24 protein-coding genes, 1 tRNA gene and 3 pseudogenes are annotated in these 24,253 nt (G+C 54.6%); 13 read left to right on the top strand and 15 right to left on the bottom strand.

Translation table 11 applies throughout. The annotated features are described in order from the left end of the window. Nucleotides 1–298: 298 nt before the first annotated feature. Together XM38_RS09055 and XM38_RS09060 are read left to right on the top strand one after the other, a co-directional pair. Nucleotides 299–1,009 (top strand): hypothetical protein, encoded by a 711-nt coding sequence (locus tag XM38_RS09055; RefSeq protein WP_088429578.1) that lies wholly within the window; start codon nucleotides 299–301, stop codon nucleotides 1,007–1,009. Between the two features lie 72 nt (nucleotides 1,010–1,081). After that, on the top strand, nucleotides 1,082–3,151 hold the full coding sequence (locus XM38_RS09060; protein ID WP_080811064.1) for a thioredoxin domain-containing protein: 2,070 nt from the start codon (nucleotides 1,082–1,084) through the stop codon (nucleotides 3,149–3,151). Between the two features lie 41 nt (nucleotides 3,152–3,192). On the opposite strand, the gene XM38_RS09065 is transcribed toward XM38_RS09060, so the two are convergent. Next, entirely contained in the window at nucleotides 3,193–3,927 is a 735-nt protein-coding gene (locus XM38_RS09065) for a hypothetical protein (protein ID WP_137455054.1), read from the bottom strand. A 59-nt stretch (nucleotides 3,928–3,986) separates the two neighbouring features. On the opposite strand from XM38_RS09065, the gene XM38_RS09070 reads away from it, so the two are divergent. Together XM38_RS09070 and psbA are read left to right on the top strand one after the other, a co-directional pair. After that, nucleotides 3,987–4,334: a histidine triad nucleotide-binding protein gene (locus XM38_RS09070; protein ID WP_080811067.1), complete on the top strand. Its 348-nt coding sequence runs from the start codon at nucleotides 3,987–3,989 to the stop codon at nucleotides 4,332–4,334. 140 nt (nucleotides 4,335–4,474) lie between these two features. Next, nucleotides 4,475–5,557, top strand: coding sequence for a photosystem II q(b) protein (gene psbA, locus XM38_RS09075; RefSeq protein ID WP_080811069.1), 1,083 nt, complete (start codon nucleotides 4,475–4,477; stop codon nucleotides 5,555–5,557). A 115-nt stretch (nucleotides 5,558–5,672) separates the two neighbouring features. Here psbA and XM38_RS09080 read toward each other — a convergent pair whose 3' ends face one another. Then, nucleotides 5,673–6,455: a DsbA family protein gene (locus XM38_RS09080; protein WP_225889255.1), complete on the bottom strand. Its 783-nt coding sequence runs from the start codon at nucleotides 6,453–6,455 to the stop codon at nucleotides 5,673–5,675. Between the two features lie 141 nt (nucleotides 6,456–6,596). Between XM38_RS09080 and XM38_RS09085 the strand changes: the two genes are divergently transcribed. From XM38_RS09085 to XM38_RS25885, 3 genes are all read left to right on the top strand, one after another. Next, nucleotides 6,597–6,670 (top strand) — tRNA-Arg (locus tag XM38_RS09085). Between the two features lie 426 nt (nucleotides 6,671–7,096). Beyond that, nucleotides 7,097–7,459, top strand: a complete 363-nt coding sequence (locus XM38_RS09090) for a type II toxin-antitoxin system VapC family toxin (protein WP_202978858.1) — start codon at nucleotides 7,097–7,099, stop codon at nucleotides 7,457–7,459. A gap of 279 nt (nucleotides 7,460–7,738) precedes the next feature. After that, nucleotides 7,739–7,963, top strand: coding sequence for a toxin-antitoxin system, antitoxin component, Xre family protein (locus XM38_RS25885; RefSeq protein WP_187329343.1), 225 nt, complete (start codon nucleotides 7,739–7,741; stop codon nucleotides 7,961–7,963). A 37-nt stretch (nucleotides 7,964–8,000) separates the two neighbouring features. Here XM38_RS25885 and XM38_RS09100 read toward each other — a convergent pair whose 3' ends face one another. Continuing rightward, nucleotides 8,001–8,330: a type II toxin-antitoxin system PemK/MazF family toxin gene (locus tag XM38_RS09100; protein WP_080811075.1), complete on the bottom strand. Its 330-nt coding sequence runs from the start codon at nucleotides 8,328–8,330 to the stop codon at nucleotides 8,001–8,003. A 2-nt stretch (nucleotides 8,331–8,332) separates the two neighbouring features. Next, complete coding sequence (locus XM38_RS09105; protein WP_080811076.1) at nucleotides 8,333–8,554, bottom strand: hypothetical protein; 222 nt, start codon at nucleotides 8,552–8,554, stop codon at nucleotides 8,333–8,335. A 262-nt stretch (nucleotides 8,555–8,816) separates the two neighbouring features. Here XM38_RS09105 and XM38_RS09110 point away from each other — a divergent pair, with 262 nt between their 5' ends. Continuing rightward, a complete protein-coding gene (locus XM38_RS09110; RefSeq protein WP_088429584.1) occupies nucleotides 8,817–9,038 on the top strand; it encodes a hypothetical protein in 222 nt (73 codons plus the stop codon). Between the two features lie 52 nt (nucleotides 9,039–9,090). On the opposite strand, the pseudogene XM38_RS09115 reads toward XM38_RS09110, so the two are convergent. After that, nucleotides 9,091–10,206: pseudogene (locus XM38_RS09115) on the bottom strand (IS630 family transposase). A 145-nt stretch (nucleotides 10,207–10,351) separates the two neighbouring features. Here XM38_RS09115 and XM38_RS09120 point away from each other — a divergent pair. Then, nucleotides 10,352–10,606, top strand: coding sequence for a uracil-DNA glycosylase family protein (locus tag XM38_RS09120; protein ID WP_137455055.1), 255 nt, complete (start codon nucleotides 10,352–10,354; stop codon nucleotides 10,604–10,606). Between the two features lie 117 nt (nucleotides 10,607–10,723). On the opposite strand, the gene XM38_RS26360 is transcribed toward XM38_RS09120, so the two are convergent. The 3 genes and pseudogenes from XM38_RS26360 to XM38_RS26890 form a co-directional block, all read right to left on the bottom strand. After that, complete coding sequence (locus XM38_RS26360) at nucleotides 10,724–11,488, bottom strand: ISL3 family transposase (RefSeq protein WP_202978833.1); 765 nt, start codon at nucleotides 11,486–11,488, stop codon at nucleotides 10,724–10,726. Nucleotides 11,489–11,502: 14 nt separating this feature from the next. Continuing rightward, nucleotides 11,503–11,940, bottom strand: coding sequence for a helix-turn-helix domain-containing protein (locus XM38_RS26365; RefSeq protein WP_202978832.1), 438 nt, complete (start codon nucleotides 11,938–11,940; stop codon nucleotides 11,503–11,505). Nucleotides 11,941–12,030: 90 nt separating this feature from the next. Then, a pseudogene (locus XM38_RS26890) lies at nucleotides 12,031–12,464 on the bottom strand (ISKra4-like element ISAcas3 family transposase); the annotation flags it as partial. A gap of 351 nt (nucleotides 12,465–12,815) precedes the next feature. On the opposite strand from XM38_RS26890, the gene XM38_RS09135 reads away from it, so the two are divergent. The 3 genes and pseudogenes from XM38_RS09135 to XM38_RS09145 all read left to right on the top strand — a co-directional run bounded on the left by XM38_RS09135 (nucleotide 12,816) and on the right by XM38_RS09145 (nucleotide 14,483). Next, nucleotides 12,816–13,400 (top strand): LURP-one-related/scramblase family protein, encoded by a 585-nt coding sequence (locus XM38_RS09135; protein WP_080810626.1) that lies wholly within the window; start codon nucleotides 12,816–12,818, stop codon nucleotides 13,398–13,400. Nucleotides 13,401–13,885: 485 nt separating this feature from the next. Next, a pseudogene (locus tag XM38_RS09140) lies at nucleotides 13,886–14,065 on the top strand (transposase); the annotation flags it as partial. Between the two features lie 34 nt (nucleotides 14,066–14,099). Further along, the gene (locus XM38_RS09145; protein ID WP_088429586.1) at nucleotides 14,100–14,483 is read left to right on the top strand and encodes a four helix bundle protein; all 384 of its coding nucleotides are present in this window, start codon (nucleotides 14,100–14,102) and stop codon (nucleotides 14,481–14,483) included. A gap of 248 nt (nucleotides 14,484–14,731) precedes the next feature. On the opposite strand, the gene XM38_RS09150 is transcribed toward XM38_RS09145, so the two are convergent. The 3 genes from XM38_RS09150 to XM38_RS09160 form a co-directional block, all read right to left on the bottom strand. Then, nucleotides 14,732–16,726: a caspase, EACC1-associated type gene (locus XM38_RS09150; RefSeq protein ID WP_088429588.1), complete on the bottom strand. Its 1,995-nt coding sequence runs from the start codon at nucleotides 16,724–16,726 to the stop codon at nucleotides 14,732–14,734. A gap of 5 nt (nucleotides 16,727–16,731) precedes the next feature. Then, nucleotides 16,732–17,163, bottom strand: coding sequence for a hypothetical protein (locus tag XM38_RS09155; RefSeq protein ID WP_080810622.1), 432 nt, complete (start codon nucleotides 17,161–17,163; stop codon nucleotides 16,732–16,734). Nucleotides 17,164–17,369: 206 nt separating this feature from the next. Next, nucleotides 17,370–18,746 carry an NCS2 family permease gene (locus XM38_RS09160; protein WP_225889259.1) on the bottom strand — a complete coding sequence of 459 codons (1,377 nt, stop codon included), beginning with the start codon at nucleotides 18,744–18,746 and terminating at the stop codon, nucleotides 17,370–17,372. Nucleotides 18,747–18,770: 24 nt separating this feature from the next. On the opposite strand from XM38_RS09160, the gene cofG reads away from it, so the two are divergent. Then, complete coding sequence (gene cofG / locus XM38_RS09165) at nucleotides 18,771–19,760, top strand: 7,8-didemethyl-8-hydroxy-5-deazariboflavin synthase subunit CofG (protein WP_088429592.1); 990 nt, start codon at nucleotides 18,771–18,773, stop codon at nucleotides 19,758–19,760. Here the strand turns inward: cofG and XM38_RS09170 are convergent. The 4 genes from XM38_RS09170 to XM38_RS09185 all read right to left on the bottom strand — a co-directional run bounded on the left by XM38_RS09170 (nucleotide 19,719) and on the right by XM38_RS09185 (nucleotide 24,168). Continuing rightward, nucleotides 19,719–20,450: a circadian clock KaiB family protein gene (locus XM38_RS09170; RefSeq protein ID WP_080810619.1), complete on the bottom strand. Its 732-nt coding sequence runs from the start codon at nucleotides 20,448–20,450 to the stop codon at nucleotides 19,719–19,721. The two genes, cofG and XM38_RS09170, sit on opposite strands and share 42 nt — an antisense overlap. A gap of 161 nt (nucleotides 20,451–20,611) precedes the next feature. Further along, on the bottom strand, nucleotides 20,612–21,826 hold the full coding sequence (locus XM38_RS09175) for a type IV pilus twitching motility protein PilT (protein ID WP_088429594.1): 1,215 nt from the start codon (nucleotides 21,824–21,826) through the stop codon (nucleotides 20,612–20,614). A 214-nt stretch (nucleotides 21,827–22,040) separates the two neighbouring features. Continuing rightward, complete coding sequence (locus XM38_RS09180; protein WP_080810617.1) at nucleotides 22,041–22,922, bottom strand: mechanosensitive ion channel family protein; 882 nt, start codon at nucleotides 22,920–22,922, stop codon at nucleotides 22,041–22,043. Between the two features lies 1 nt (nucleotide 22,923). Beyond that, nucleotides 22,924–24,168, bottom strand: a complete 1,245-nt coding sequence (locus XM38_RS09185; RefSeq protein ID WP_080810615.1) for a winged helix-turn-helix domain-containing protein — start codon at nucleotides 24,166–24,168, stop codon at nucleotides 22,924–22,926. Nucleotides 24,169–24,253: the final 85 nt, after the last annotated feature.

The raw sequence follows: 24,253 nt of genomic DNA on the forward strand, positions 1-24,253 counted from the left end.
GGGTAAGGCTAAGTTAGGACCAGGCCAAGAGAGTTTCTGGTCTCGATGGGTAAGGGCCCAGGTTAAAATTGAGCCTATGGCTGCGACTGCGACTGCAGCGGCAACGAATTCATCACCGCCAAAGGGCGATCTAGGAGGCTGAGATAGGGGCGAAGACACGGACTTTAATCTCGATACAAACTGCTTTGCTCACAACATTTTGACAAATTCATCTCCCGTTAAACTATCTGAGAACTGTTTTGAACTGTAAAGTGGGTCTGTTCTAGCGAGATCGATGAAGCGAATCCATGGTTTAGCGATGGGAGCTGCATTGGCAGCCCTGATTTTAGTGGTTGAGACGCTTGGGAACCAGCGGCAAGCCAACCAAGAACCGTCTCCTGCACTACCCTCGAATCGTGCTTCTGGAGACTCCGCAGCGACAGATTCTGACCGCACATGGGCCTATCCGGCGCTGAGTCTACTGCAAGGGGTGACTGCTCCCCTGGTCTATCTGCAGACCATTCAGCAAGCCATGGCCATCTCTGACCAGCCTGCATCCCAGACTGGAGCCAACTTAGCGACGTCCGAGGTGACGACAACAGGTCTAGGCCCGATTCAAATTGGCATGACCCTTGATCAAGTCAAGCAGCAAGGCATTGAACTGGTCCCAATGGATGGGATTGAGACCAAGGATTGTCAGTACTATACGCCAAAGCAACAGGTTCAAGGGGTAGGGGTAATGGTGGTGAATGACCGCATCATCCGCATTGATGTGTGGCCTGGCAGTCCCCTTGAAACCCTCAGCGGAGCCAAGATTGGGTCCACCGAAGCCGATTTGAAAGCCCTGTACCAAGACCAACTGCAGATTGATCCTCATCCCTTGACTCAGGGACACTATGTCTCTTTCGTGCCAACCGATGAGGCAGAATCTATCTTTCGTTTGGTCTTCGAAACCGATGCCGCCGGCACGGTAGTGCAGTATCGGGCTGGACAGTTTCCGGCAGTGACTTGGGCTGAAGGATGTCTATAAGACAGTGCGATAAGACAGTGCGATAAGACAGTGCGATAGACTCTGAGAAACGGACGCAAACGTTTCTTAGCCATGTCCAATCGCCTTGCCCAGTGTCAGAGTCTCTATCTACGTAAGCATGCTGACAACCCCATCGATTGGTGGCCTTGGTGTGATGACGCCTTAGCAGCTGCCCGTCAGGAGAATAAACCGATTTTTCTGTCCATTGGCTACTCTAGCTGCCATTGGTGCACGGTGATGGAGGGAGAGGCGTTTTCTGATGAGGCGGTTGCCAGTTATATGAATGCCTACTTCCTACCCATCAAGGTCGACCGGGAAGAGCGTCCTGACCTCGATAGCATCTATATGCAGGCCCTACAGATGATCACTGGGCAGGGAGGATGGCCACTAAATGTGTTTCTGGCCCCAAATGATTTGATTCCCTTCTATGGAGGCACCTATTTCCCCTTAGAGGCCCGCTATGGGCGACCAGCCTTCTTGCAGGTGTTGCAGGCCCTGCGTCAGTTCTATGATACGGAGGGGGCTAAGGTGGCGGCAGTGAAGTCAGAAATCATTAACAACCTGCAGCAGGCCGCCCAACTGCCGACTGGCCATCAGTTATCGCCGGAGTTACTAGCTCGAGGGTTGGCCACTAGTGCCCGTATCCTAGCGCCAGCCATGCAGGGGACCTGCTTTCCGATGATCCCCTACGCTAACGCGGCGCTGCGAGGGCAACGGCTTACGGAGGATGAGGGGGAGAAGGAACGACACCTCTGCCGTCAGCGGGGTCTCGACCTGGCCATGGGGGGAATCTACGACCATGTTGGGGGTGGCTTCCACCGCTATACGGTGGATCCGACCTGGACGGTTCCCCATTTCGAGAAGATGCTCTACGACAATGGTCAAATTATGGAGTATCTGGCGAATCTTTCTAGCCTAGAGGGGGAAATGCCGGTACTGCAGCGGGCTGTGGCCGGGACAGTGGGGTGGTTGAGGCGAGAAATGACGGATCTAGCGGGGTATTTTTATGCCGCCCAGGATGCCGATAGTTTCTTGACCCCGGCAGCGGCGGAACCGGAGGAGGGAGCATTTTATGTCTGGCGCTATGAAGAGTTGCAGCAATCCCTGAGTCAATCAGAGTTTCAGGCCCTGGCGGAAGAATTTTACCTCCGAGAAGACGGCAACTTTGACGGTCAGATCGTGTTGCAACGGCAACAGGCTGGTCCCCTAGGGGAGGCAGCTGAGGCGGCCCTCAGCCAACTGTTTGCTCAACGCTACGGAGGATCGCCTGAGCAGGTTTCTAGTTGTCCGCCGGCCACGGATAACCCCATGGCCAAGGGCCAATCCTGGCCGGGACGAATTCCGCCGGTCACGGATACCAAGATGATTGTGGCCTGGAATAGCCTCATGATCTCGGGGTTGGCTAGAGCTGCCGCGGTGTTTGCCCAGCCTGACTATCTACAGTTGGCCAGCAAGGCAGCCGGTTTTATCAGCCAGCGACAACGACAGCAGGGGCGCTTCTATCGCTTGAACTACGGTGGAGAGGCAACGGTGCTAGCCCAGGCTGAAGACTATGCCTTGGCTATTAAGGCGCTGTTGGATTTACAGCAGGCTGAGCTAGCCTTTCCAGACACCCTTAAGTCCTACAACTGGTTGGCTGAGGCTAGGAGTCTACAGGCTGAATTTGACCAATGCCTATGGAGTCCAGAGACGGGGGGCTATTACAACACACCGCCGCAGACGGCTGCTCAGCTCCTGGTGCGGGAGCGCAGCTACCAGGACAATGCCGTGCCTTCGGCCAATGGCATTGCGATCGCAAATCTGGTGCGGTTATTTCTACTCACGGAAGACCTGCAATATCTCGATCGGGCCGAGCAGGGGCTCAAGGCCTTCAGTCAAATCATGGCGCAACTGCCCCAAGCTTGCCCCAGCCTCTTTATCGCCCTAGACTGGTTCTCCCATCCCACCCTGGTGCGTACCACTGCCGACGGCATCCCTGCCCTCTTGCGGCAATACTGCCCTACGGCAGTATTTAGGGTCGAGGACGACTTGCCAAACGGGGCAGTAGGGCTAGTCTGCGCCGGCTTATCTTGTCAGGAACCGGCTCAGAATTGGCAACATTTACAGCAGCAACTGCAGCAACAAATGGGCGCTCCAGCCTGACCACTATCGAGGGTTAAGGGGCGAGGATTAAGGGGCCAGGGTTAAGGGGCAAAGTAACTGCCCAGCATTAACATCGCATCTTGACGAGCGTCCTGTTCACTTTCATAGAAGACCACCTCCATTTCTGAGGCCCCATCATCGGGCTGCAACCGCAGTCGAATGTAGGGATGGGGTGTGTCGTAGAAGGAGGGGGCCTGGGTCAATTTCAGCAAGTATCCGTTGCCATCACTGGCGACCACCTCATAGGGGCTGGCTTGGCCGCTGTCCCAGCGCACCTCGTTGGCGGTAATGGTCAAGGCTCCAAACGTGAGCAACACATTACTCTGCGGCTGCCAGGTCTTTGTCAGGGCCTGGGGGAGTTGGGCTGCCTGGGTGGTCGTCGCGGCACTGCCAGGCGGAGTTGCCGGAGAAGTGGGCCTGGCGGCAGTGGTCGGGGTTGGGCTAGGGGAAGGTAGTGCCGTCGCGTCATCTGGCGTGGGCTGCGAAGTCGGAGTCGGCAGTTTTAGGGTGGGCTCTACTAAGTCGGTTGGCACCGACTCCATGGGCTGGGGACGGGGACGGCAACCTACTGCCAACAGCAGCAGTAGCACTGGCACCGTCGCCCTAACTTGAATGCGAATCAGAACATTCCCCATGAATCTGCCTCTTCCTCGACTAAACCGGGCGATGACCCCATGCGATCGCAGCACCCCAATGCTATCCCAAGTCCAGGGCCGGATTAGCGGCCCTGCCCCGGTAAATCCCTGGAGTTCATTCAGTTTAGGGCTGTCTCTCACCGGCTCAACTACAAGCGGGGATTGCTATAAAATGACAGGGTTCTTCACCCCGAGCCATCATGAGCGGAGACACTATCTTTGGCAAGATCATCCAACGAGAAATCCCAGCCAACATCGTGTACGAAGATGATCTCTGCCTAGCCTTCACCGACATCAATCCTCAGGCTCCAACCCATGTCTTGGTCATTCCCAAAAAAACCATCCCGACCCTGTCAGCGGCGAGCGCCGACGATAAAGCCCTCCTCGGCCACATGTTACTAACTGTTAAGGAGGTGGCCCATCAAGCAGGCCTGACTGAGTCCGGGTATCGCGTCGTCATCAATGCCGGAAACGACGGTGGACAGACGGTTTTTCACCTGCACATGCATCTTCTCGGCGGACGCACGTTGCAATGGCCCCCGGGCTAAGAACATTTCGAATTATTGAGAAAGTAAACATTTAATATCGAAATAACGGCTTCAGCCACAAGAAACTTTACTGTTATCTGAGGTGAATAATTTTCTCTATTCACCTAATTTCTTTGTTATTTACATCTGGCATTATCTCTATGACTTCTACTCTTCAGGCTCGCGAGAGCGTGGGAGCGTGGGAGCAGTTTTGCCGGTGGATCACCAGCACCGACAACCGCCTATATATTGGCTGGTTCGGCGTGCTCATGGTCCCCACTCTGCTCACTGCTACCACCTGCTTTGTCATTGCCTTTATCGGTGCTCCTGCCGTTGACATCGACGGCATTCGTGAGCCCGTGGCCGGCTCTTTGATCTACGGCAACAATATCGTCTCCGGTGCGGTGGTGCCCTCTTCCAATGCCATCGGTCTGCACTTCTATCCCATCTGGGAAGCCGCTTCCATTGATGAGTGGCTGTATAATGGCGGCCCTTACCAGTTCATCGTCTTCCACTTCCTCATCGGCATCTTTGCCTACATGGGGCGTCAGTGGGAACTGAGCTACCGTCTGGGCATGCGCCCTTGGATCTGCGTGGCCTATAGTGCGCCGCTATCTGCGGCCACTGCTGTGTTCTTGATCTATCCCTTGGGTCAGGGCTCCTTCTCTGACGGCATGCCGTTGGGTATCAGTGGTACCTTCAACTTCATGTTCGTGTTCCAGGCGGAGCACAATATCTTGATGCATCCCTTCCACATGTTGGGTGTAGCCGCTGTGTTCGGTGGCAGCTTGTTCTCTGCCATGCACGGCTCGTTGGTCACCTCCAGCCTGGTGCGGGAGACCACCGAGACCGAGTCTCAGAACTACGGCTACAAGTTTGGCCAAGAAGAAGAGACCTACAACATCGTGGCCGCTCACGGCTACTTCGGTCGTCTCATCTTTCAATACGCCAGCTTCAACAACAGCCGCTCTCTGCACTTCTTCTTGGGAGCATGGCCGGTAATTGGCATCTGGTTCACGGCGCTGGGCATCAGCACCATGGCCTTCAACCTGAACGGGTTCAACTTCAACCAGTCGGTATTGGATAGCCAGGGTCGGGTGATTGGCACCTGGGCCGATGTGCTGAACCGGGCCAACCTGGGCATGGAAGTGATGCATGAGCGCAACGCTCACAACTTCCCCCTCGATCTGGCTTCCGATGACGCCGCTCCTGTGGCTCTGACAGCTCCGGCCATCAATAGCTAAGGCTATCGATTCCCTGGGCATGGCCCTGTAGGAATCTAACGTCAGCGCCTCCCGCCGGGGGCGCTTTTTTCATCCAGATGGGAGACGCCGCGTCTGCGAGTCAGCTGATTGTTGCCTATTGGGCAGAAGACTGGGCTTCGTTATAGGTCTGAATCCGCTCTAGCGCCTCGGCAAAAAACTCAGCAGGCACTGCCCCCGGAATCAGAATATCGCCCATGATGAAGGTGGGAGTGCTGTTGATTTGTAGTTCATCAGCCAAGGCTAAATCCCGAGCAATGGCAGCTTCAGCTTCGGGACTGTTGCGATCGCGCTCAAACTGCTCCTGATCCAGGCCTAAGGTCTCAGCCAGTTCCACATAAAGGGTGTCCCCCAACCGCTCCTGATTGCTAAACAGGGCATCATGGTAGGGCCAAAACTGTCCCTGCTGCCCCGCCGCCCAAGCAGCCTTAGCCGCGGGTACAGCTTCTGGATGAATGCGAATCAAGGGCAAATGCTTGTAGACGAACAGCACATCTTCCTCATGCTCTGCCAGGAACCGGTCTACCTCCTCGGTGCCCCGAGCACAGTAGGGACACTGAAAATCTGAGAATTCAAATAGCACCACCTCGGCATCTGCAGCCCCTCGGGTAGGGGAATTACCAATCAGAGTCTCTCGATCTAGGGTGCTGACCACTTCCCTAACGACTTGCTGACGAGCCTGCAAGTCTGCCTGGCGATCGGTCTCCGCAGCGGGGTCGGCAGCGACATCCTCTTCCCTTGACACGGTTGGCTCCGGTAGGCCATTGGTCAGCAACATCACTAGCGCAGCGATTAGGGCAATGCCCGCGGCGCCAAAGAAGCCCATACCGATCCATTTCCACCGACTGACGTCATTCCCTGAGCCTGGCGACTGATCCATGACATGCCCCCCTTAGACAGTTTCTGGTGATTATTGTGGCAGCTTTCGCCATTGGCATGGCAGCCATTTTCCTGAGTGTTTCCTGAGAGAACGGTAGCCCCTGGCACTGAGAGCATCAGGGTGTATAGTCGTAATTGATGTGGGGCTGTAGCTCAGCTGGATAGAGCAAGCGCCTCCTAAGCGCTAGGTCGCGCGTTCGAATCGCGCCAGTCCCGTCCCATATTAGAATCTAGCTCTAGCTCTAGCTCTGGAGTGCTTTCCCAAGCACACCTGTGAGTCTAGGCTGGGCCATAATTTAGACATCGATGGTTGCCTTAGAGCGCGCTCTAACCTCTAACGTGCAGATATGGACTTTGATTGCGCCGGAGTAGGCAGAGGTGGTTAGTTTGGTGAGGTGCGATCGCAAGGTTTCACAGGCATGACGCGACCTTAGCCGGTAACAGCACCCCATTCATCGATACCACCTGGGTTTTACTCGATGCGATCGCGATTTTACTTATGAATCCTCGCGATCATCGCGAGTAACAACGCGACGATCGCGAGGATTCAGGCGATGGTGCGGCGATATGTGCCGGAGGGACATTCGCTGGTGGATGAACTGATTGCTGAACGTCGTGCTGAGACGGAACGTGAGTAAGGTCGTGCTCGATGCGTCGGCGTTGCTGGCACTGGTGAATCAGGAGCCAGGGCAGGCCATTGTGGCGGAGCTGCTGTCTCGGTCTTGGGTAAGTGCGGTGAATGCCAGTGAGTTGGTGACCGATCAGGGCATGTCTGAAACGGAGGTGCAGCAGGTGCTGACAGCTTTGAACTTACAGGTGGTGCCGTTTGATGAACGGCAGGGATTGATGGCAGGCTATTTGCGGTCGGTGACAAAGCATCTAGGGCTGTCTCTGGGCGATCGCGCGTGTCTGGCATTGGGGTTCCTGCAGTGGTGCAAGATGATCACGGCGGATAAGGCGTGGGCCAAGCTGGAGTTGGGCGTCGAGATTCAGGTGATTCGCTAAGGCTAGGCAACGTCTGAATTACGGTGGGTTAAGAAGGCTAACACTCTTATAGCTCCAGTATGGGTCGCAGGCGACGTGGAGTCAGGCGATCGCGATTCCGGAGTCGGGGATTTTGATGACGTCAGAGCAGGGAGAGGTGTTTAGTTTGTTGAGGCACAATATCTGTCAGCAACGGATTAAGACTGGAGTTCAGATGCGGGACATGAAGTGTTAGCCATTCGGTCTGAAGTCCAGTCTCTAATGCCACAATAGACTGAGGCGTTTGAGGAGATTAGCAAGATGACGCTACAAGAGCTTATGCAAGAGGCTCAGCGCTTGAGTTGGCAAGAGCAGTTTCATCTGGCAGCGCGTCTGCTGCAGTGGGCTGAGGCTAAGATGCCTGAACCCCTTGATCAGTCAACCTATCAAGACAGTTCGCTAGTGACAGCTGCGGCGAAAGTTTCTGAACCTGCCTTTGCTGCAGTCTGGGATAATCCAGAGGATGCGGCCTACGATGACCTATAAGTTTGACGAGGAGGGCTTTATTGCGATTTCAGCAGTATTAATCTGTTGACCACATTTGTCTCAAAGCCGTGCTGACATTGCCCCAGTCTCTTTCTGACAAGCACCCTAAACGTCGTTTGATCAGCGTTTTCTCTAAAGTCGCAATTTTATGAAGGCGAACGACTGACGCTGCGAGCAAACCTGCTGATTCTAAGTCAGCTAAGCTCACATCAAAGGTCGTGGAATAGGGCTGGCTGGTGATTCTGGCTACAATGATGTCGGGATCCTCAACATCGAGCAAAATCAAGGCTGGGCGTTGCTTCTGACGGAGGCCATCAGTGAATGGAAACGCCAGCAGAACGACTTCCCCTGGTTGATAAATTTCCATCTTTAGAGAGCATCGTAGATGGCATCTTCAGGGCTATATCCAGCCAAAAACTGATTCGCCACCAGAGTTTTCCAGGCATCTTCTGCCTCTGCTTCAGACGGTTCTTGTACGAGCACAATGACTCTGACCGCTTGCTGATGACCCGCTAGTTGAGACAATGCCGCTTCCGGGATCTTGAGCTGTCCGTCAGCGGTGACTTCTCCGGCAAACTCGTAGGCTTTCATGGCTTCTGGGCTTTCTTGACGCTAAGTACAACTATATAAGCTTTGCTCTTGAGTGTTGCTGATTCCCCTCAAACGACGCTACCTGGAGTCGGAGATTTTGATTATGCCGGAGCAGGGAGAGGTGTTTAGGGTGGAGGGGGGCGATCTCCATTAGTTATTGTTGGAGGCTGGGTTTCAGGAAGGGGTAGAAGGATTCGCAATCCTGACTGAAGTCCAGTCTCTGGTGCCACAATAGATTAAGGCTTTTGAGGAGATTAGCAAGATGACGCTACAAGAGCTCATGCAAGAGGCTCAGCGCTTGAGTTGGCAAGAGCAGTTCCATTTAGCGGCGCGTCTGCTTCAGTGGGCTGAGGCCAAGATGCCCAAACCCCTTGCAAGTCAGTTGCCAGCTCAACGTCAGCCAGATTTACATCCAGGGGCGTTTATTGTCTCAGATGACTTCGATGATCCTTTACCCAATAGCTTTTGGTTGGGTGAAGGATGAAGCTTTTGTTGGATACTCATACGTTTATCTGGTGGGATAAGCTATCGCGCATCTAAAATGCATTAACAGCGTTTCCCTTATTCTTGAGCTTGCGGTCCCACTTTATAATCAACTCTCCCTCATTGAGTAGCTTATTTACCAGAGCCTCAAGCTCTTCTATGGACTTAAACAGACGACCAGAAATATATTCCTTTGCCGAATGCCAAACTAATTCTATGAGGTTATAGTCCGGACTGTATTCGGGTAGAAACTCTACCACCAAATTAGGCATCTCTAATTTTATCTTTTCAATAAATTCCTCCTTTTTATGAATACTGGCATTATCCAGAATGATGACTATCTTAGGACCCTCCTTCTCGAAATCAGCAATCTCTCTACCTTCACTCACCCACTCATACTTGACTTCTTCATAAAATCCCTTAAGAACTTTGTAGAAATTCTCTCCTGTCCCCTTTGCCAGAAAGTCAACCAGTCGCTTCTTGTCTGAAAAGCGGACTCCTCCCATCACACTTACCCTACCCTTTCTGCGGATCCCTGAAACCTTCTTGCGACTTCCTTTTTTGGTCCAAAGTTTTCGACGAATTACTCTTAAACTAAAGCCAAACTCATCCCAAAACCATACCTGCAGACTATTTGGCGTCTCTTTTGTAATTCTTAAATATTCATCTAACTTAGCCTTAAATAGTTTGCGCTTCTCTGGATCTTGCTTATCCTCTAAGCTATACTTAGCCCAGAGGAAAACGTACTACTTTTTTGACTTTAGTATTCTCCTGATCTGGCTTCCACTTAAGCGAATCCCTGTTTCTTGTTCCAGATAAACCGATAAGCGTGCAGCCGTCCATCTCCCAAATTCATATCCCAACCCTTGCGGATCTTTTTCGATAACCTCTAGCAATAAGTCAACGTATTGATCCGTTGCCTTATGAAAGTTTCCTTTCATCCTCTCATCGATCAGGCTATCTAGATTGCTTGGGTCGCCATGCGTACACCAATAGGCTACTTTTCTTAGAGAACAACCAAGAAAATCAGCAATCTCTTGTTGCGTTTTGCCATCATTGCGTAGTAGAAGGATTAGAATCCTCTCGCGAATATCAGGATGCTCATGGGACTTGAGCTGCTTTTGTAACTCTTGCTTCTCTTCTAGCGTTAAGTGGTTCTTGATTGGCATAACTAACCTACTTGAACCATACCTTATGATACGTAATTTAGATGCCTAACAGCTTACTACTATTTGGTACGCTCTTCAGCTAATCAATCGCCCGATTTTTCTCTGGAATGTTTTCCCGCTGCATCCCCATGAGCCAAATGACCAAATGACGAACCGCTGCCACAAAAAAGTTGAGCGTAAAGCTTTTCAAAAACTGAATTCGTGGCTTATTGAAACTTTGAGACCTAAACAGGTGATTGCAATTGGTCGTGATGCTCAATGTTCAATAACCGAGCTTGGTATCAAGCCAGTAAAAATTCGACATCCTAGTTACGGAGGAAAGTCTGAATTTTTTGCAGGACTTTCTGAGGCTTACGGAATTTCAATTGCTTCCGAAGCTTACCAAGGAAAACTTTTTTAGAAGAAATTTTTAGTACTCTTGAGCTGCCAAAATCTGCTCCACCGTCAACCCCAACTCTGGAAACGTTAGACACGGCACTGTCTCCTCTTCCATATATTCCGGGCTCTCCTGGGATAATTATGCAGCAGCAGGAGAAAAATGCCAGCAGATGAGGCAGCGGAGCCGAAATCGCTCAAAGTTGGTGAACCCGTAACCAGAGCGCTTGATCAACTTTAGGCGAGTATTGATGCCTTCGACGACACCGCTTGTGGTGCGGTGTTCAAAGTACTGGAGGATTTCGCCAAACCATCGCTTCATCGTTGCCACAGCCTCGGGGTAGAGGGATTGCGCGGTTCCCATCCAGCCCAGGAAACCCGGCAGGGCTTGAGCCCAAGACTGAGCCTCAAATAGAGTCCTAAAGGCTTCTTTGGTCTGATGCATCAAGGCGAGTTTCGGCGAAACAGCTTTGACCTCAACGAGCTTGTCCTGCTGGGTCTTGGTGAGATGGGCTTCTGGCTTGAGGAGGGCATACTTACTGGATTTGAGCGCTGCTTTAGCCGCCTCAGGAGTGACGCCCTCGGCTAAAGCCTCGGGTGTCCGCCGGAGGGCGTTACGGGCTTGATTCAATTCCTGATTGACCAGACTCATGACATGGAAACGGTCGGCCACAATCTCGGCTTGAGGCATCAGGCGATGCACTAAGCCCCGGTAATTGCCGGAGAGATCCATGCTGACTTCTTCAATGTTTGAGAGCACTTCGGCACCCCAGGTGTTGAGCACGGCTTCAATCGCCGCATGAGTCCGCGCTGGAGCCATCCCAATCAGCCTGTGAGTATCGAGGTCACTCAAGACCACAGCAAAGTCCTTGTGACCTTTACGTAGCGCGATTTCGTCGATGCCCAACCGCCGCAATCCACTCAAGTCAATACAGACTTTTTTTCGCTGACATACTCCACCATGGACCAGACGATATCTTCGCTCAACCCGTGCTGTCGCGCCACATTAGCCGTATTACTATGAATCACCTCACTCACCACCACCTCGGCATACCGGTCCGTGTACACCCGACGCGCGCCGACAAACTCCAGCTCCTCGCTGAAGGGTTTACCGCAGGTCGAACACTTAAACTGGCGGCGATTCACCCGTAACCAGGTCTTCCGGTAATGGCTGATGGGTAGGTCACGCACCAGGTAGCCATGATTCTGATGGAGGTGGTGGCTCAAAGTCCCGCAGCGAGGACAGATTGCTGTGTCCCTGTGCGCTTCTACCTCCAGAATCAAGCCATCCTCGCTCTCCTGGTATGACTCCACATCAATGCCAGACAACCCCAAGAGTTCACTCAAGAGAGGTACCATAGCGATACGGTATAGCATCTACTACACCAGCATACTCATTCCTGCAGAGCCATATTCCGCCTTCCGATAATCCCTATCCTAAGGGCGTATTTAACGGTTGGGGGAGTAGAGAACAGCAGGGTCTGGAACATGCGGAAATAGGGTTTCGAAGCGCTGATTGACCCAAGCGAGTTGCAAGAGCAAAAGATGGTTGAAGCCGTCCTCACTCCAGCGCATGCCGACCCCTTTGAACCGTTGTTGAATCAACCATTTGCAGGCACTTTCGACCATGCCGGAGCGGAACGCTTCTCGCCAAACAGGGCTTGGGTGGCTCGGGCGAGGTGACCCGCCGCATGAAAGGAATCCAGTACCGCCACCGCACAGTGGCTGAAGCCGGTGCGATACACCCGCCAAAATCCCCGTCCCCCATCACTGAGCCAAATGACCTGAGGAGCCGACTCGAAGGACTGGCGTCGCGCTTCCAACTGCAGCTGCGGAATGAACTCATCAATATCTCCCAAAACCGCCACCAGTCTGCGGTGTTGGTTTGGGTACAGGGACTATTGTCCCTTACCCATTTTTCTTGTGGGGCTCCCCTGACTCCTGGATGCGCCCTATCCTAAACATCAGCATCGCTCCTGGACACCCTGCGGGAAGACGAAAAAGAGAAGCGCCAGGCGATAATCGGTCCAGACCAAGGCACGTAATAGAGAGGGTTGCAGTTCCAGCATGGAGTGTGAATATAGGCAGTCCGGTGATCCATTATGGCAGGGGCTGGGGGCATCGGCATGGCCCCTGGCCTTTAATGTGAATAATGTTGGATTTTGGGGGAGTACTTCTGGAATTTGGAGAAAACTGTGGGAATACGTACTTGGCGTTGCGGACTATTCCTCGTTATGCAGTATCCCCTAGAACTCACCTTCAAATTTTGGGCCCTGGCTCCCCAGATCTCGGTGACGGATGCCAGTGGCCAGCTGATGCTGTACGTACGTCAGCGGTTATTCAAGCTACGCGAGGCGATTCACGTCTTCGCCGATGCCAAGCGGAGTCAGGAACTCTATCGCATCCAGGCCGACCGCATCATTGACTTTTCCGCCCGCTACACGTTTACAGATCCCCAGGGTATGGAGCTAGGGGCCGTTAAGCGCCGCGGTTGGCGCTCGATCTGGCGAGCCCGCTATGACATCTTTGACGGTGACGCGGTGAGCTTCACTATCCAGGAAGAAAATCCCTGGGTGAAGGTGTTCGACTCCCTCTTTGCAGAGGTGCCCATTGTTGGCATGTTTACGGGCTTTGTGTTTAACCCGGTCTATCTGGTCAGTCGCCTTGATGGCCCAACGGTGATGCGGCTGGCGAAAAAGCCCACGTTTCTTTCCCGTAAGTTTACGGTCAAGCAGACAGCCTATCTGAGTGAGCCGGAGGCAACCCAGGTGGTGTTGAGCCTGCTGATGATGCTGTTGCTGGAGCGTAATCGAGGCTAAAAACGACTGGGCAGGGAGTACCAGGTTGGGCCGAGTTGCGATCGCATCCTCATCCCAGCCGCGCCAAGCAAACGACGATTCCAGGCCGTGATGGAGCCAGCGTAGGAGCTGCCAGGGCAGTTCTACGAAGTTGCCATAAAGACCCATTGATTTTTCTTTGGGCCGCAACGATTTCTGCCTGGTCCTTTGCTATAGTCAGGCGGCTCTCTGTGAAGTTTCCATGGGCCGCAGCGATTTTTCGGTGGGACGCCAGCATTTCTATGGGGGGCAGAGCGACAGTCGGAATTCAAAATTCAAAATTCAAAGTTCAAAATACCCTGCGGCAAGCCTCGCTTCGCTCGTCTACAAAATTCAAAGGTAGATGAGTAGCATGCACCCCGTAGCGTCCCCTTCTACTTAATTTTGAATTGACAACGGTTCGACAAGTTGCTCCTGCGGAGCCGCTACGCGAACACCCCATGCTTTGAATTTTGAATTGTCTCGTCATGCCACGACAACCGCGTCAACTCAAGCCCAATTACTGCTACCACGTCACCACTCGCTGCAATAATCGAGACTTTCGCCTGACTCGGGTCGAATGCAAAGAGGTTTTGCTGTATGCGATTGAGCGTTGCCAGGCCAAATACGGCTTCAAGCTCTACGCTCTCTGCATCATGAGCAACCACGATAGAATTCAAAATTAGAAATTCAAAGTTCAAAATGAGTGAACAGCCCCTCAGGCCAATTACGGAGCGAACTTTCGAATTTGCGGTGCGGATTGTTAGGCTATGTGACAGCCTAGACAATAAGGCAAGGATAAGCTGCCCCCTGATCACGCAACTGATTCGTTCTGGTACATCAGTAGGGGCCAATGTGGAGGAGTCCCAAGCTGCCCAAAGCAGGGCTGATTTCATTCATAAACTAGAGATTGCTTTGAAGGAGTTGCGGGAAACTCGATATTGGTTAAGGCTGTTGGTAGCGACCGAGATAGTGTCTGCAGGCAAGTTACAGGCTTTACTGACCGAGTCAGAGGAGTTGGTGAAGATTCTTTCGAAGATTATCGTGAATACGAAGAGGAAAGGAAATGAAGGAAGTCAAAATTAGAAATTCAAAGTTCAAAATAAGTCGTTCTTTATCTCTCAATTTTGAATTTTCAACGGTTCGATAAACTCACCCCATGCTTTGAATTTTGAATTGCTCTGCTGAGTTATTCGTTACTTCTCAATTTTGAATTTTCAACTTTGAATTTTGAATTTCTACCGGTGCCAGGTAAGGGATCTTCGAAACACCGATTTTGCCGTGGGGAGAAGGTCTGAAATAACGAGTTTGGATCGAACTGAAGCGCTTATATGCTACAGTTTACAAGTCGTTGCACGAGAAAAGAGAAGCTCAAAACGCTCGAGGGCAGAACCGATCCCATAAGCCCGGCCAAAACCAAAAAAGCCCAGCCAAAAGCCAAACGGAGGGAGGTGGCCGCTTGGGGCAGCGGTGCTTAATGTTACATCCGAAAGCCCAATCCAGTTACCATCCACACGCCATCCCACCCTATCGCCAAAGCACTGCCAGGCAGCTTCATCATACTCGCCATCCGGTGATCCGCCACACTCTTCTACGTAGATAGCTTTCTGCACACTGAAGCCAAACTGGCCATCACTGGCATCCACCCAAAGCTGATCGAGTTTTAGGACGGCATTGCAGGGAAAAGTCTCTAGACTCTCAGAGTCCAACCAGCCTTCGGATTCTCGGTTGGCAACTTTCAGCATAATATTACGGGTTGCCTCATCGGCTTCTTTCCACTGTCCGGCATCCAGCAACTCTGCTAATCGCCTGTAGTCTTCATCTGCCCCAGACTCTAATGCTGTCTCATTCGGATCTAACGCTTCTCCTTCAGACGGTGCATCCTCTGGCAGTGCAGGGTTCGGCGAGGATGATAAGGGGACATCTTTCAGAGCCTGGTTAATGCCGAAGGTAATCAGGATGCCAACCCCGCCTAGACCCACCCATTTCAGAAATTGCTGTCGCGATATTGTGGCATCGCTAGTAGCTGTGGAGGATTGAGATGACGATCGAGGCGGCGTTGATTGGGGGGCTGTCTTAGGTCGGCGGCTCGCCGCGTCTCGATCAGTTGCTTCTGGCTGTCCACCTTGGGTGTTGGTAGCTTGTCGTTGTCGGTCCGTCTCAGCCTGGCGTCTACGCTCGGCCTCTTCCTGGGCCTGCTGTTGGCGCCTTCTAGCAGCGCCCAGTCGCTGGCGTTCCAAGCCTAAGGCATACTCCTCCAGATCACGGCCATTCAGGGCGGCGCGTTCCATTGCGGCCACATCCTCGGGCTTTAGTCGCAGATGAGCTCGAAAATCAGCCAGGTCTTGTATGATACGAGGGCTCAGCGGGGTTTCGGTCTGCAGGCACTGCTGCAGGGTGTCCTGATATTCTTGCCGCTTGCGTTGATATTCCTGAAACGGCTTCAGCACCTCGGCTTCAATGGCCTCGGCTTCTGTATCTGAGAGCCCAAAGTCTTGTCGCAGCGCCCTCAGCAGGCGCTTGGCAGGAATGGAAAATTGCCCAGTAGCAGCTCGTTTCTCAGCTTCTTTGCGGTATTTCACCCTAGGATCATCCTGGGGTGAGCGGGCCAGTCGAATCCGATAGCCCTCGTCCTTCAGGGTGATCATCTTGGGGCTCATGGCCGGAGACGTATCCCTGACCTTGCGGCCCGCAAAATGGTGCAGCTCATCGACGGTAATCACCCCATCTTCGTCTTCGTCGGCGGCACCGCTGACGATGCCTTCCACCAGATAACGGGTATAGATGGACAGATCGGCACCCTTCTCTTCGAAGGAATAGTCCACTGCACTGGTGGAGGTCAGCACCACCCGCCCTTCTGCCCCCAGCTGCTCTGTCAAGTTGATGTCGCCATCATCCCGAGCCATCAGGTCACCGAAGGCGCCGCTGAAGCAGCAGTCCAGGATCAATACCTGATACTTGGCCTGACAGCTACGAACACAGTCGTGGACGAAACGGGCGGAGGTGGCAGTGGAGCGGACTAAGCGATTGTTGACCTTCTCGGTATTGCAGGCGGCGAAGTACAAGTCACGGCGCTCATCTTTGACCCCATGACCGGAGAAAAACAGCACAACCAAGTCATCTGGTTTCCGTCCTTGGAACCATAGTTCAATTTCCCGAGCTATGGTGGCATGGCTGGGATTGATGATCACCTTCACCTGGTCAAACCCGCCCAAGGTAGGTTCCTGCAGTACCTTCTGTAGTGCTGCCACGTCATTAGGAGCGGCTGGCAACGGCTGTAGACCTTTGCCATACTCGCCGACGCCGATTAAGAGGGCGTACTTCCCCATGGCTCCTAGTGTGAGCTTGCTTGGTCAGAGGTTGCTTGCCGATCCAGGATCTTAAGGCGCAGATTTGCTAACCGTTCGATGGTCTCTGCTGCCTGGTCTAGCTCTTGTTTATTACGGTACTCAATGCTGTAGGTCATACCGTCGATGTCACCCGAGAGGGTCAGGGTCTTGCCATAAAACTGGCTACCGAAAAAGTCCACCACTTTCCGCAGATTCTCGCGGTTGATCTCGGCGGTGAGAATGCCCATCAAAAACGCTGTGGCTCCAGGCTTGGCGGCATCCGGCATGTCGGTCTCCCTGGCCAGATGAGCTTCGCTAGCTAACTCGCCCGCCTGCAGCTCATCGGCTATAGTGAGCAAAAATTCTTCTAGCTGATCCCGGTCATATCCCAGACCAGCCTCACTGAAGTCGATCAAGACATGGTGAACCGAAGACATCAAAGACTCCTGACGGGTGATGGGTCTCCGTCAATCATAACGGCTGAGGTATGAGCGGGTTGGTGCGATCGCCTAACTCTACGAGAATTGGCTCACCAGTTGCGCGACAGTCAGTTCCAGGTTGGGGAAGAGGCTTGATTCGATCTGGTCAGCTTGATTTCCTCAGAGGCCAGTCATCTGGATGAATTTTGGCAGTAGATCGGCCCTTAGAGGCCACCGAAGAGGTAGCGCAGGATAAAGATTATGGCCAGAATCCACATGCCGAGGCTGGTGTCTCGGCCTTTGCCCTGCACCAGTTTCAGTAGGGGATAGGCGATTAGCCCCATGGCCAAGCCCTCGGCGATGGAATAGCTCAGGGGCATCATCAAGATGGTGAGAAAGCTGGCGATGGCTGCCGCCGGATCGTCCCAGTCGATGTGACGGGCTCCTGACATCATCAATACCCCGACAATCAGCAGGGCTGGGGCGGTGGCGAAGCTAGGGATGCCAGAGAAAAAGGGGATCAGTAGAATCGAGGCGGCAAACAGCACTGCTGCCACCACGGCCGTTAAGCCACTGCGGCCGCCAACGGCGATGCCAGAAGCCGACTCGATATAGGTGGTGACGGTGGAGGTGCCTAGCACGGAGCCAGCGGTGGTGCCCACAGCATCGGCCATGAAGGCTTTCTCCACCTGGGGAAACTTGCCCTCGGCGTCGATATAGCCGGCCTTGGTGCCCAATCCGGTCAGGGTGCCGATGGTATCGAACAGATCGACGAATAAGAACACGAAGACGATGCTGACCAATTGCCAAATATTGTTGCGTAATAGCTGCCCCAGGCCGACGAAGGCCTGACCGAATAGGTCAACTGGGGGGGTGGGAATGGCCCCAACCCCGCCGGGCCAGGGGGCGACGCCGAAAACCCAGGCCAGCAGGGCGGTGGCAATGATGCCCCAGAGCAAGGACCCGGCTACCCGGCGGGTCACTAGGGCGGCAGTGATGACAATGCCTAGGATGGCGGTGGCGGTGGCCGGTTGCCGCAGGTTACCCAGGGTGGTGAGGGTGGTCTCGGAGGCCACGATGATGCCGGCCCCTTTCAGGGCGATGTAGGCGATAAACAGGCCGATGCCGGCGGTGGTGGCATGTTTGATCGGCTCCGGAATGGCGGCGACGATGGCACTGCGCAGGTTCGACAGGGTCAGTAGGATGAAAATGATGCCTTCGACAAACACGGCGGCCAGGGCCACCCGCCAGTCGACGCCTAATCCCAAAACCACGGTGAAGGCGAAGTAGGCGTTGATGCCCATGCCGGGGGCCAGGGCAAAGGGCAGCTTGGCATAGAGGCCCATGATCAGGGTGGCCAGGGCGGCAGCCAGTCCTGTGGCCATGACCAGCTCGCCAAATAGATCCCGGGGGTCGTTTAAAAAGATGGCGTTGGAGAGGATATCCGGATTAACGACGAGGATATAGGCCATGGTGAAAAAGGTGGTCACCCCGGCCAGGAGCTCTGTGCGGAGATTGGTATTGAGGGCGGCAAAGTTAAAAAATCGTGCGATCGCACCGTCATTCTCCGGTGTCAATGGTGCGTTGATATCATTCGTCACAGGTGGTTACCCCTTTAGCACTCTATGCCGTCTATGCCGTCAATTACCTACAGCCCAGCCTATACGCTGGTTCCCACCTACGAATGTTTCAATCGCTGCAGTTACTGTAATTTTCGCGTCGATCCAGGGCAGGACCCCTGGCTATCGCTGGCTCAGGCCCGGCAGCGGCTGGCCCCATTATCCGACGCCGTGAGTGAAATTCTCATCCTCAGTGGCGAAGTTCACCCCCACAGTCCCCGCCGGGCTGCCTGGGTGCAGCACCTCTATGATCTGGGCCGCCTGGCCCTAGACATGGGCTTTTTACCCCACACCAATGCCGGTCCCCTCAGCCGGGCCGAGATGGCCTACCTGCAGCAGGTGAATGTGTCCATGGGGCTGATGCTAGAGCAGATGACGCCTGCCCTGCAGCAGACCGTCCATCGCCATGCCCCCAGCAAAGCACCACAACAACGCCTGCAGCAGCTGCAGTGGGCCGGGGAGCTGGGCATTCCCTTTACCACAGGCTTGCTGCTGGGTATCGGGGAAACCGAGCAGGATTGGCTGGACACCCTAGATGCGATCGCACAGGTACACCAGCGCTGGGGCCACATCCAAGAAGTGATTCTACAACCCCATCAGCCGGGTCAGGGTCAGGCCTGGGCCGGGCCTGCCTTTCCTGCCCAGCGGTTAGTCACGGCCATTCACCTGGCCCGGCAGCGACTGCCTGCAGACATTACCCTGCAAATTCCCCCCAACCTAGTCGATACCGATCAAACCCTATGGGCCTGCTTAGAGGCAGGGGCACGGGACCTGGGCGGCATCAGCCCCATCGACGAAGTCAACCCAGACTATCCCCATCCCAGCCACCAGCAGCTGGCCCATCGCCTCCGCGGCGGCGGTTGGCCACTGGTGCCGCGACTGCCCATTTACCCGCATTACGACAACTGGGTAGCACCAGCTTTACAAACAGCCGTACAAACCTGGCGCCATCGCCTATCCCTTCAAGAGACTCAAAATCCGATCGACGTTATCTAAATCTCCGACCAGTCGCCGCGCCGGGTAGGGCCAGACCCGCACCAGCGTAGGTGTGGCTGATACCTGATCCGTTTCGGCCTGCTCTGGATGCTTATACACATCCACCACTTTCAATGTGTAGGGCTGCTGCAGATACTGATCGAGGGTGGCCTGCAGGGCCGTCAAAATATACTCAGTGGTACTGGTATAGCCCGCTACGAAAAGCCGCAACACATAGCCAGTGGGAGAGTCGCCAAACGTAGCGGTGGGCGTCTCGGTCGCGGGTTCTGCCGTAGTCGAGGTAGGCACCTGCAACACCAGATCATGATATTGCCACAACTGGGGAGACTGCTGGCGGTAGTTCCCTAAGACACTGGTGCTACAGCCTGCCACCACCGAATACACGGGTTGCCAAGATAGAGCATCTAGATCGAAGACCGTATTGAGCAATGCCTGATAGCGCATCACCCGGGGATAGGCCTCGGCAACCAATTGCCACTGCCCCGTGGTCGGATCCTGCCAAGACTCCACTGTAGCGGTGTAGCACGGCAGCAAAAACTCGGGGGATGTCGGCAGCGCCAGACGAGCTTGCAGGGTGGCACAGAGATCTCGATGCCAGCGGGCCTGCTTATGGGGAGCAATACAGTAAACCAAATCACCCCCCGGCGTAAACAGGGCAATCCCCTTGAATTCTTCGGCAGACCTGCTCATGGCAGAGAACAGGGAACAACTAGAGGGGGAGGCCAGCCTAAGTCAGGCTCGGAAGCATTGGCACCGCTCTCCATCGGCCCTAGTCCCCTGCCAGAGGCCATGTTCCAGCCCAGTATCAGCGTTGTTCTCAGATCAAGCATCGGGTCTGGACTCAGATGGGGCTAAATGCGTCCCCGCAGCATCTGGGCCATTTCGTTCTGCTTGGGCGACATGTCTAGGGCCACCTCCTCGGTGATGCGTCCGGCTTCGTAGAGGGCGTAGAGCGATTGATTCATGGTCTTCATGCCATCGAAGGTGCACTTAGGAATCAATGCGTCCACCTCATCTAGCTGTCCCCGTAGGATGTAGTCCCTAATGGCATCGGTGTTGATCAAGATATCGTGGAAGGCAGCCCGCTTACCATCGGTCGTGCGGCATAGTCCTTGAGAGATGACGGCAACTAAGGATTCGGCCAAGGCGACTCGCATCGGTGCCTGCTCGGTCGGATCGTACATATTCAGGATCCGCTCCACGGTTTTGACCGCACTGTTGGTGTGTAGGGTTCCCATCACCAGGTGACCGGTCTGGGCCGCCTTCAGGGAGGTTTCTACGGTTTCTCGATCCCGCAGCTCACCAATCAAGATGACATCGGGGTCTTCCCGCAGCGAGGCCCGCAGCGCCACTTCAAATCTCAGGGTGTTGATGCCGACTTCCCGTTGCTTGATCAGGGACCGCTTACTGCGGTGCACAAATTCGATCGGGTCTTCAATGGTGATGATGTTGCGGGCCATCTCGGTATTGATGTAGTCGATCATGGCCGCCAAGGTGGTGGATTTACCCGACCCCGTCGGCCCGGTCACCAAAATCAACCCCTTCTGGTAGTGGCAGACATCTTTAAAGACAGGGTCGAAATTGAGCTGATCTAGGGTCAAAACCTTCACCGGGATCAGCCGTAAGACCATGGCCGGTCCCCGCAGGCTACCGAAGATGTTAACCCGGACCCGGGAGAAGTCGTATTGGGCCGCCCCGTCGTAGTCGAGAGTTTGCTTAAAGTCCTGGATTTCATCTGGCCGCAGAATTTCAGACAGCCAACTGTAGAAGGTGTCTTCATCGGTCACCGGATAGTCGGTAATCACCATCTCGCCCCGGTCTCGAAATCGCGGCACTTCGCCGACGCCTAGGTGAACGTCAGAAAAGCCACGGTCGAAGGCTTCCCGGACAATTTTTTCTAAGGTAAGCCCTCCCCCGACTTTGACGCCGCCAGCAGAGGTTGGCATCGGGGGCGGAGTTACCGGGCGGTTACCTGCAGCTGTCTGGGCTGGAGGCTGAGCTGCCCGGGGGGGTGGGGGCGGTGGGGGAACTCGCGAGGGGGTCGGGGGACGTTTGGACTCAGTCATGGCAACTTACCTGACACATTACGGTGTACGGCACAGGAGTGTATGGAGTACTGTCCTCAATCATCCACAGTTTCGCTAAAACTGCAAGCAGAGACCACAGTACCCTAAGCATCTAAGCAGCGTCGAATCTCCGCTAGGTGAGGCTGAACACAGTCGTAGCCCTACTCGATCAGGGCATCTGGCCCCACCGCTACCGAGAGCTAATCCGATGGCTTTAGACATGGGGAGTCTGACTGAGTTGATCTTGGACAGGGAGATGGGGATAGGGTAGCTTTTCTTGGGCAAAGGCCTGTTTGGCCCGTCGGATCAGATCGGTGCGATAGGCGGGTTCATCCCGAGCATCCATGGGATAGGCTTTCAGGCGGAAGTGAGTGCCCCAGGGTTTTTCTTCCACGACGACGGTAACGGGCAATTTTAGCTGGGTATATCTGCTGCTGTAGGCTGCTTCGTACAAAATCTGCAATACGGTTTCCATGTCGACGTGATGGTCGAAGTAGAAGTCGGTGGCCACTTGGGCTTCCAGATGGCCGCTGTTGGCGTTGGAGATGGCTTCGGTCCAGGTTTTGCTGTGGGGAATGGTGACGGTGTTGTCGTCGAAGGTCTGCAGGCGAATGCCCCGCAGCCCGTAGCTGACGACTTCGCCGTAGTGATCGCCAATGGTGACTCGGTCGCCGACCCGGTAGGGGGCTTCGAAGAGGGCGACGGTGCCGGCGATGACGGAGGTGACGTAGTCTTTGAAGGCGAAGCCCAGGGCCACGGCCATGGTGCCGGTCAGGGCCAGGAGATTTTGCTGCGAGAGATTGACAAAGAGGTTCACTAGATAGGCGATGACTGTCAGGAGAATCAACCCTTTGAGAAAGGGTAGGGATTGTTTGGTCAGCAGCCGATAGCGGCGGGGCACTCGCTCTGAGATCCAATTGGTGGCGTGTTGAATGCCCCACACCAGTAGCCAGGCGATGGCGATGGCCACCAAGGCTTTGAAGAGGTTGTGGGCGGTGAAGTCGTCGACTAGGGTCTGGAGGGTTTCGGGGTCACCGGCTTGGGCGACGGGGCCTCGGAGTTGGGATAGTCCAGGCGGTTGCAGGAGGCTGGCCATATCAATCGTCTCCCACCAAAAAGGTGTTCTGGCTGAGCTCGCTGCGCAGGCGAGGATAGTGGGCCGGAGCGATGCTCAGCCAATCTCGCTCTTGCTGGATAATGCCGGCCCGTCGCAGCTGGTGGATGTGCGATCGCACCACCCCCACCGCCTCGCCCAAGCTATCTACTAGTTGGGGGCGACTCATGCCCCCATGCAGCAACAAAGACTGTAGCAGGTAATGCTCCGCTGCCGAGAGGCTGGGGAGGTTGGGCAGCACTGGTGTGGTCAAATGCAGAGGCACCGTTGGTGGCCGCAGATCGGGTTGCTCCTGCTGTTCATCTGGTAGATCTGCGGCCTTAACCCGCAGGCTTTTCTGCCACAGTGCCAGGGCAATGGCGCTACTGATCCCCACCCCCGCCAAGTTGCTCCAGTAGGAATCGGGAATCACCGGGGCGGCTGCATCGTCAGCAGTAGGCACCAGCAGTGGTTGCAGCCACCGCTCTAGAGACTCTGCCGAGAGTGGTGGCAGGGAAATCACCGGATTGAAATAGGCACCGATACTGCAGACTCGGTCTAGGAAGGCCCAGGCCCAGGTGTTACAGCCGATCAACCAAAAGTAGTTTCCCGACTGACCCACGGCGTCCCGTAGCCACTCGATGCTACGCCAGCCTCGGATACAGCGCAGAAATCCCTGATGCAGCTGGGGAATGACGACCAGGGTATGGCGGCGATCTAGCGGCGAGGTCTTGGTTTCTTCCTGAGCTGCGGCCGCGGCGGAGCGCTTCACCAGGGCCGCTTGAATCGGTTGAGCTATGCCATACTCGCGATTGGGTCGCCGTGACCAGGAAATGGGATGCATCACCTGCTCCACCGGTGAAGCCCAATCCTGAAAACAGGCGTGGAAAACGCTCTCCAGGTTTTCGATGGGACTGCCCAAGACCACCAGGCTGTTGGCAGCATCTGGATGGCGTTGCCATCGCTCAACGGCCTCGGTGAGGGCCTGACGGATGGCATCCACATAGTCGGTGGGGCAGCCTAGGGATTGGGTCGCCTGCTGGATTTCCAGCGTCCAGGCAGGCGGTAGCCCGTGGAGTGCTTCGTCAGGCGGGGTAGGATGCGCCTCGGAAAACCAAGAGATGAGGCGATTGTAGGCGGAGCGAACCTGAATGCTGGCCATGCTCAGTTGCCGGGGTTTTTCCCACTGTACGCTCTGGTGTCCTGTTAGGGTATGGGCTGTCGCCGAATCGCCTAGAACGGCAGTCATCTGAGATGCCTTTGCGGCCCGATCAGACGTAGCCAGCGGTCTCGCGACGGCAGTAAGTTTACAAATCCAAAGATTGCTTAATAGA

Origin of the sequence: Halomicronema hongdechloris C2206, assembly GCF_002075285.3 — a bacterium.
Lineage (GTDB): Bacteria > Cyanobacteriota > Cyanobacteriia > Phormidesmidales > Phormidesmidaceae > Halomicronema_B > Halomicronema_B hongdechloris.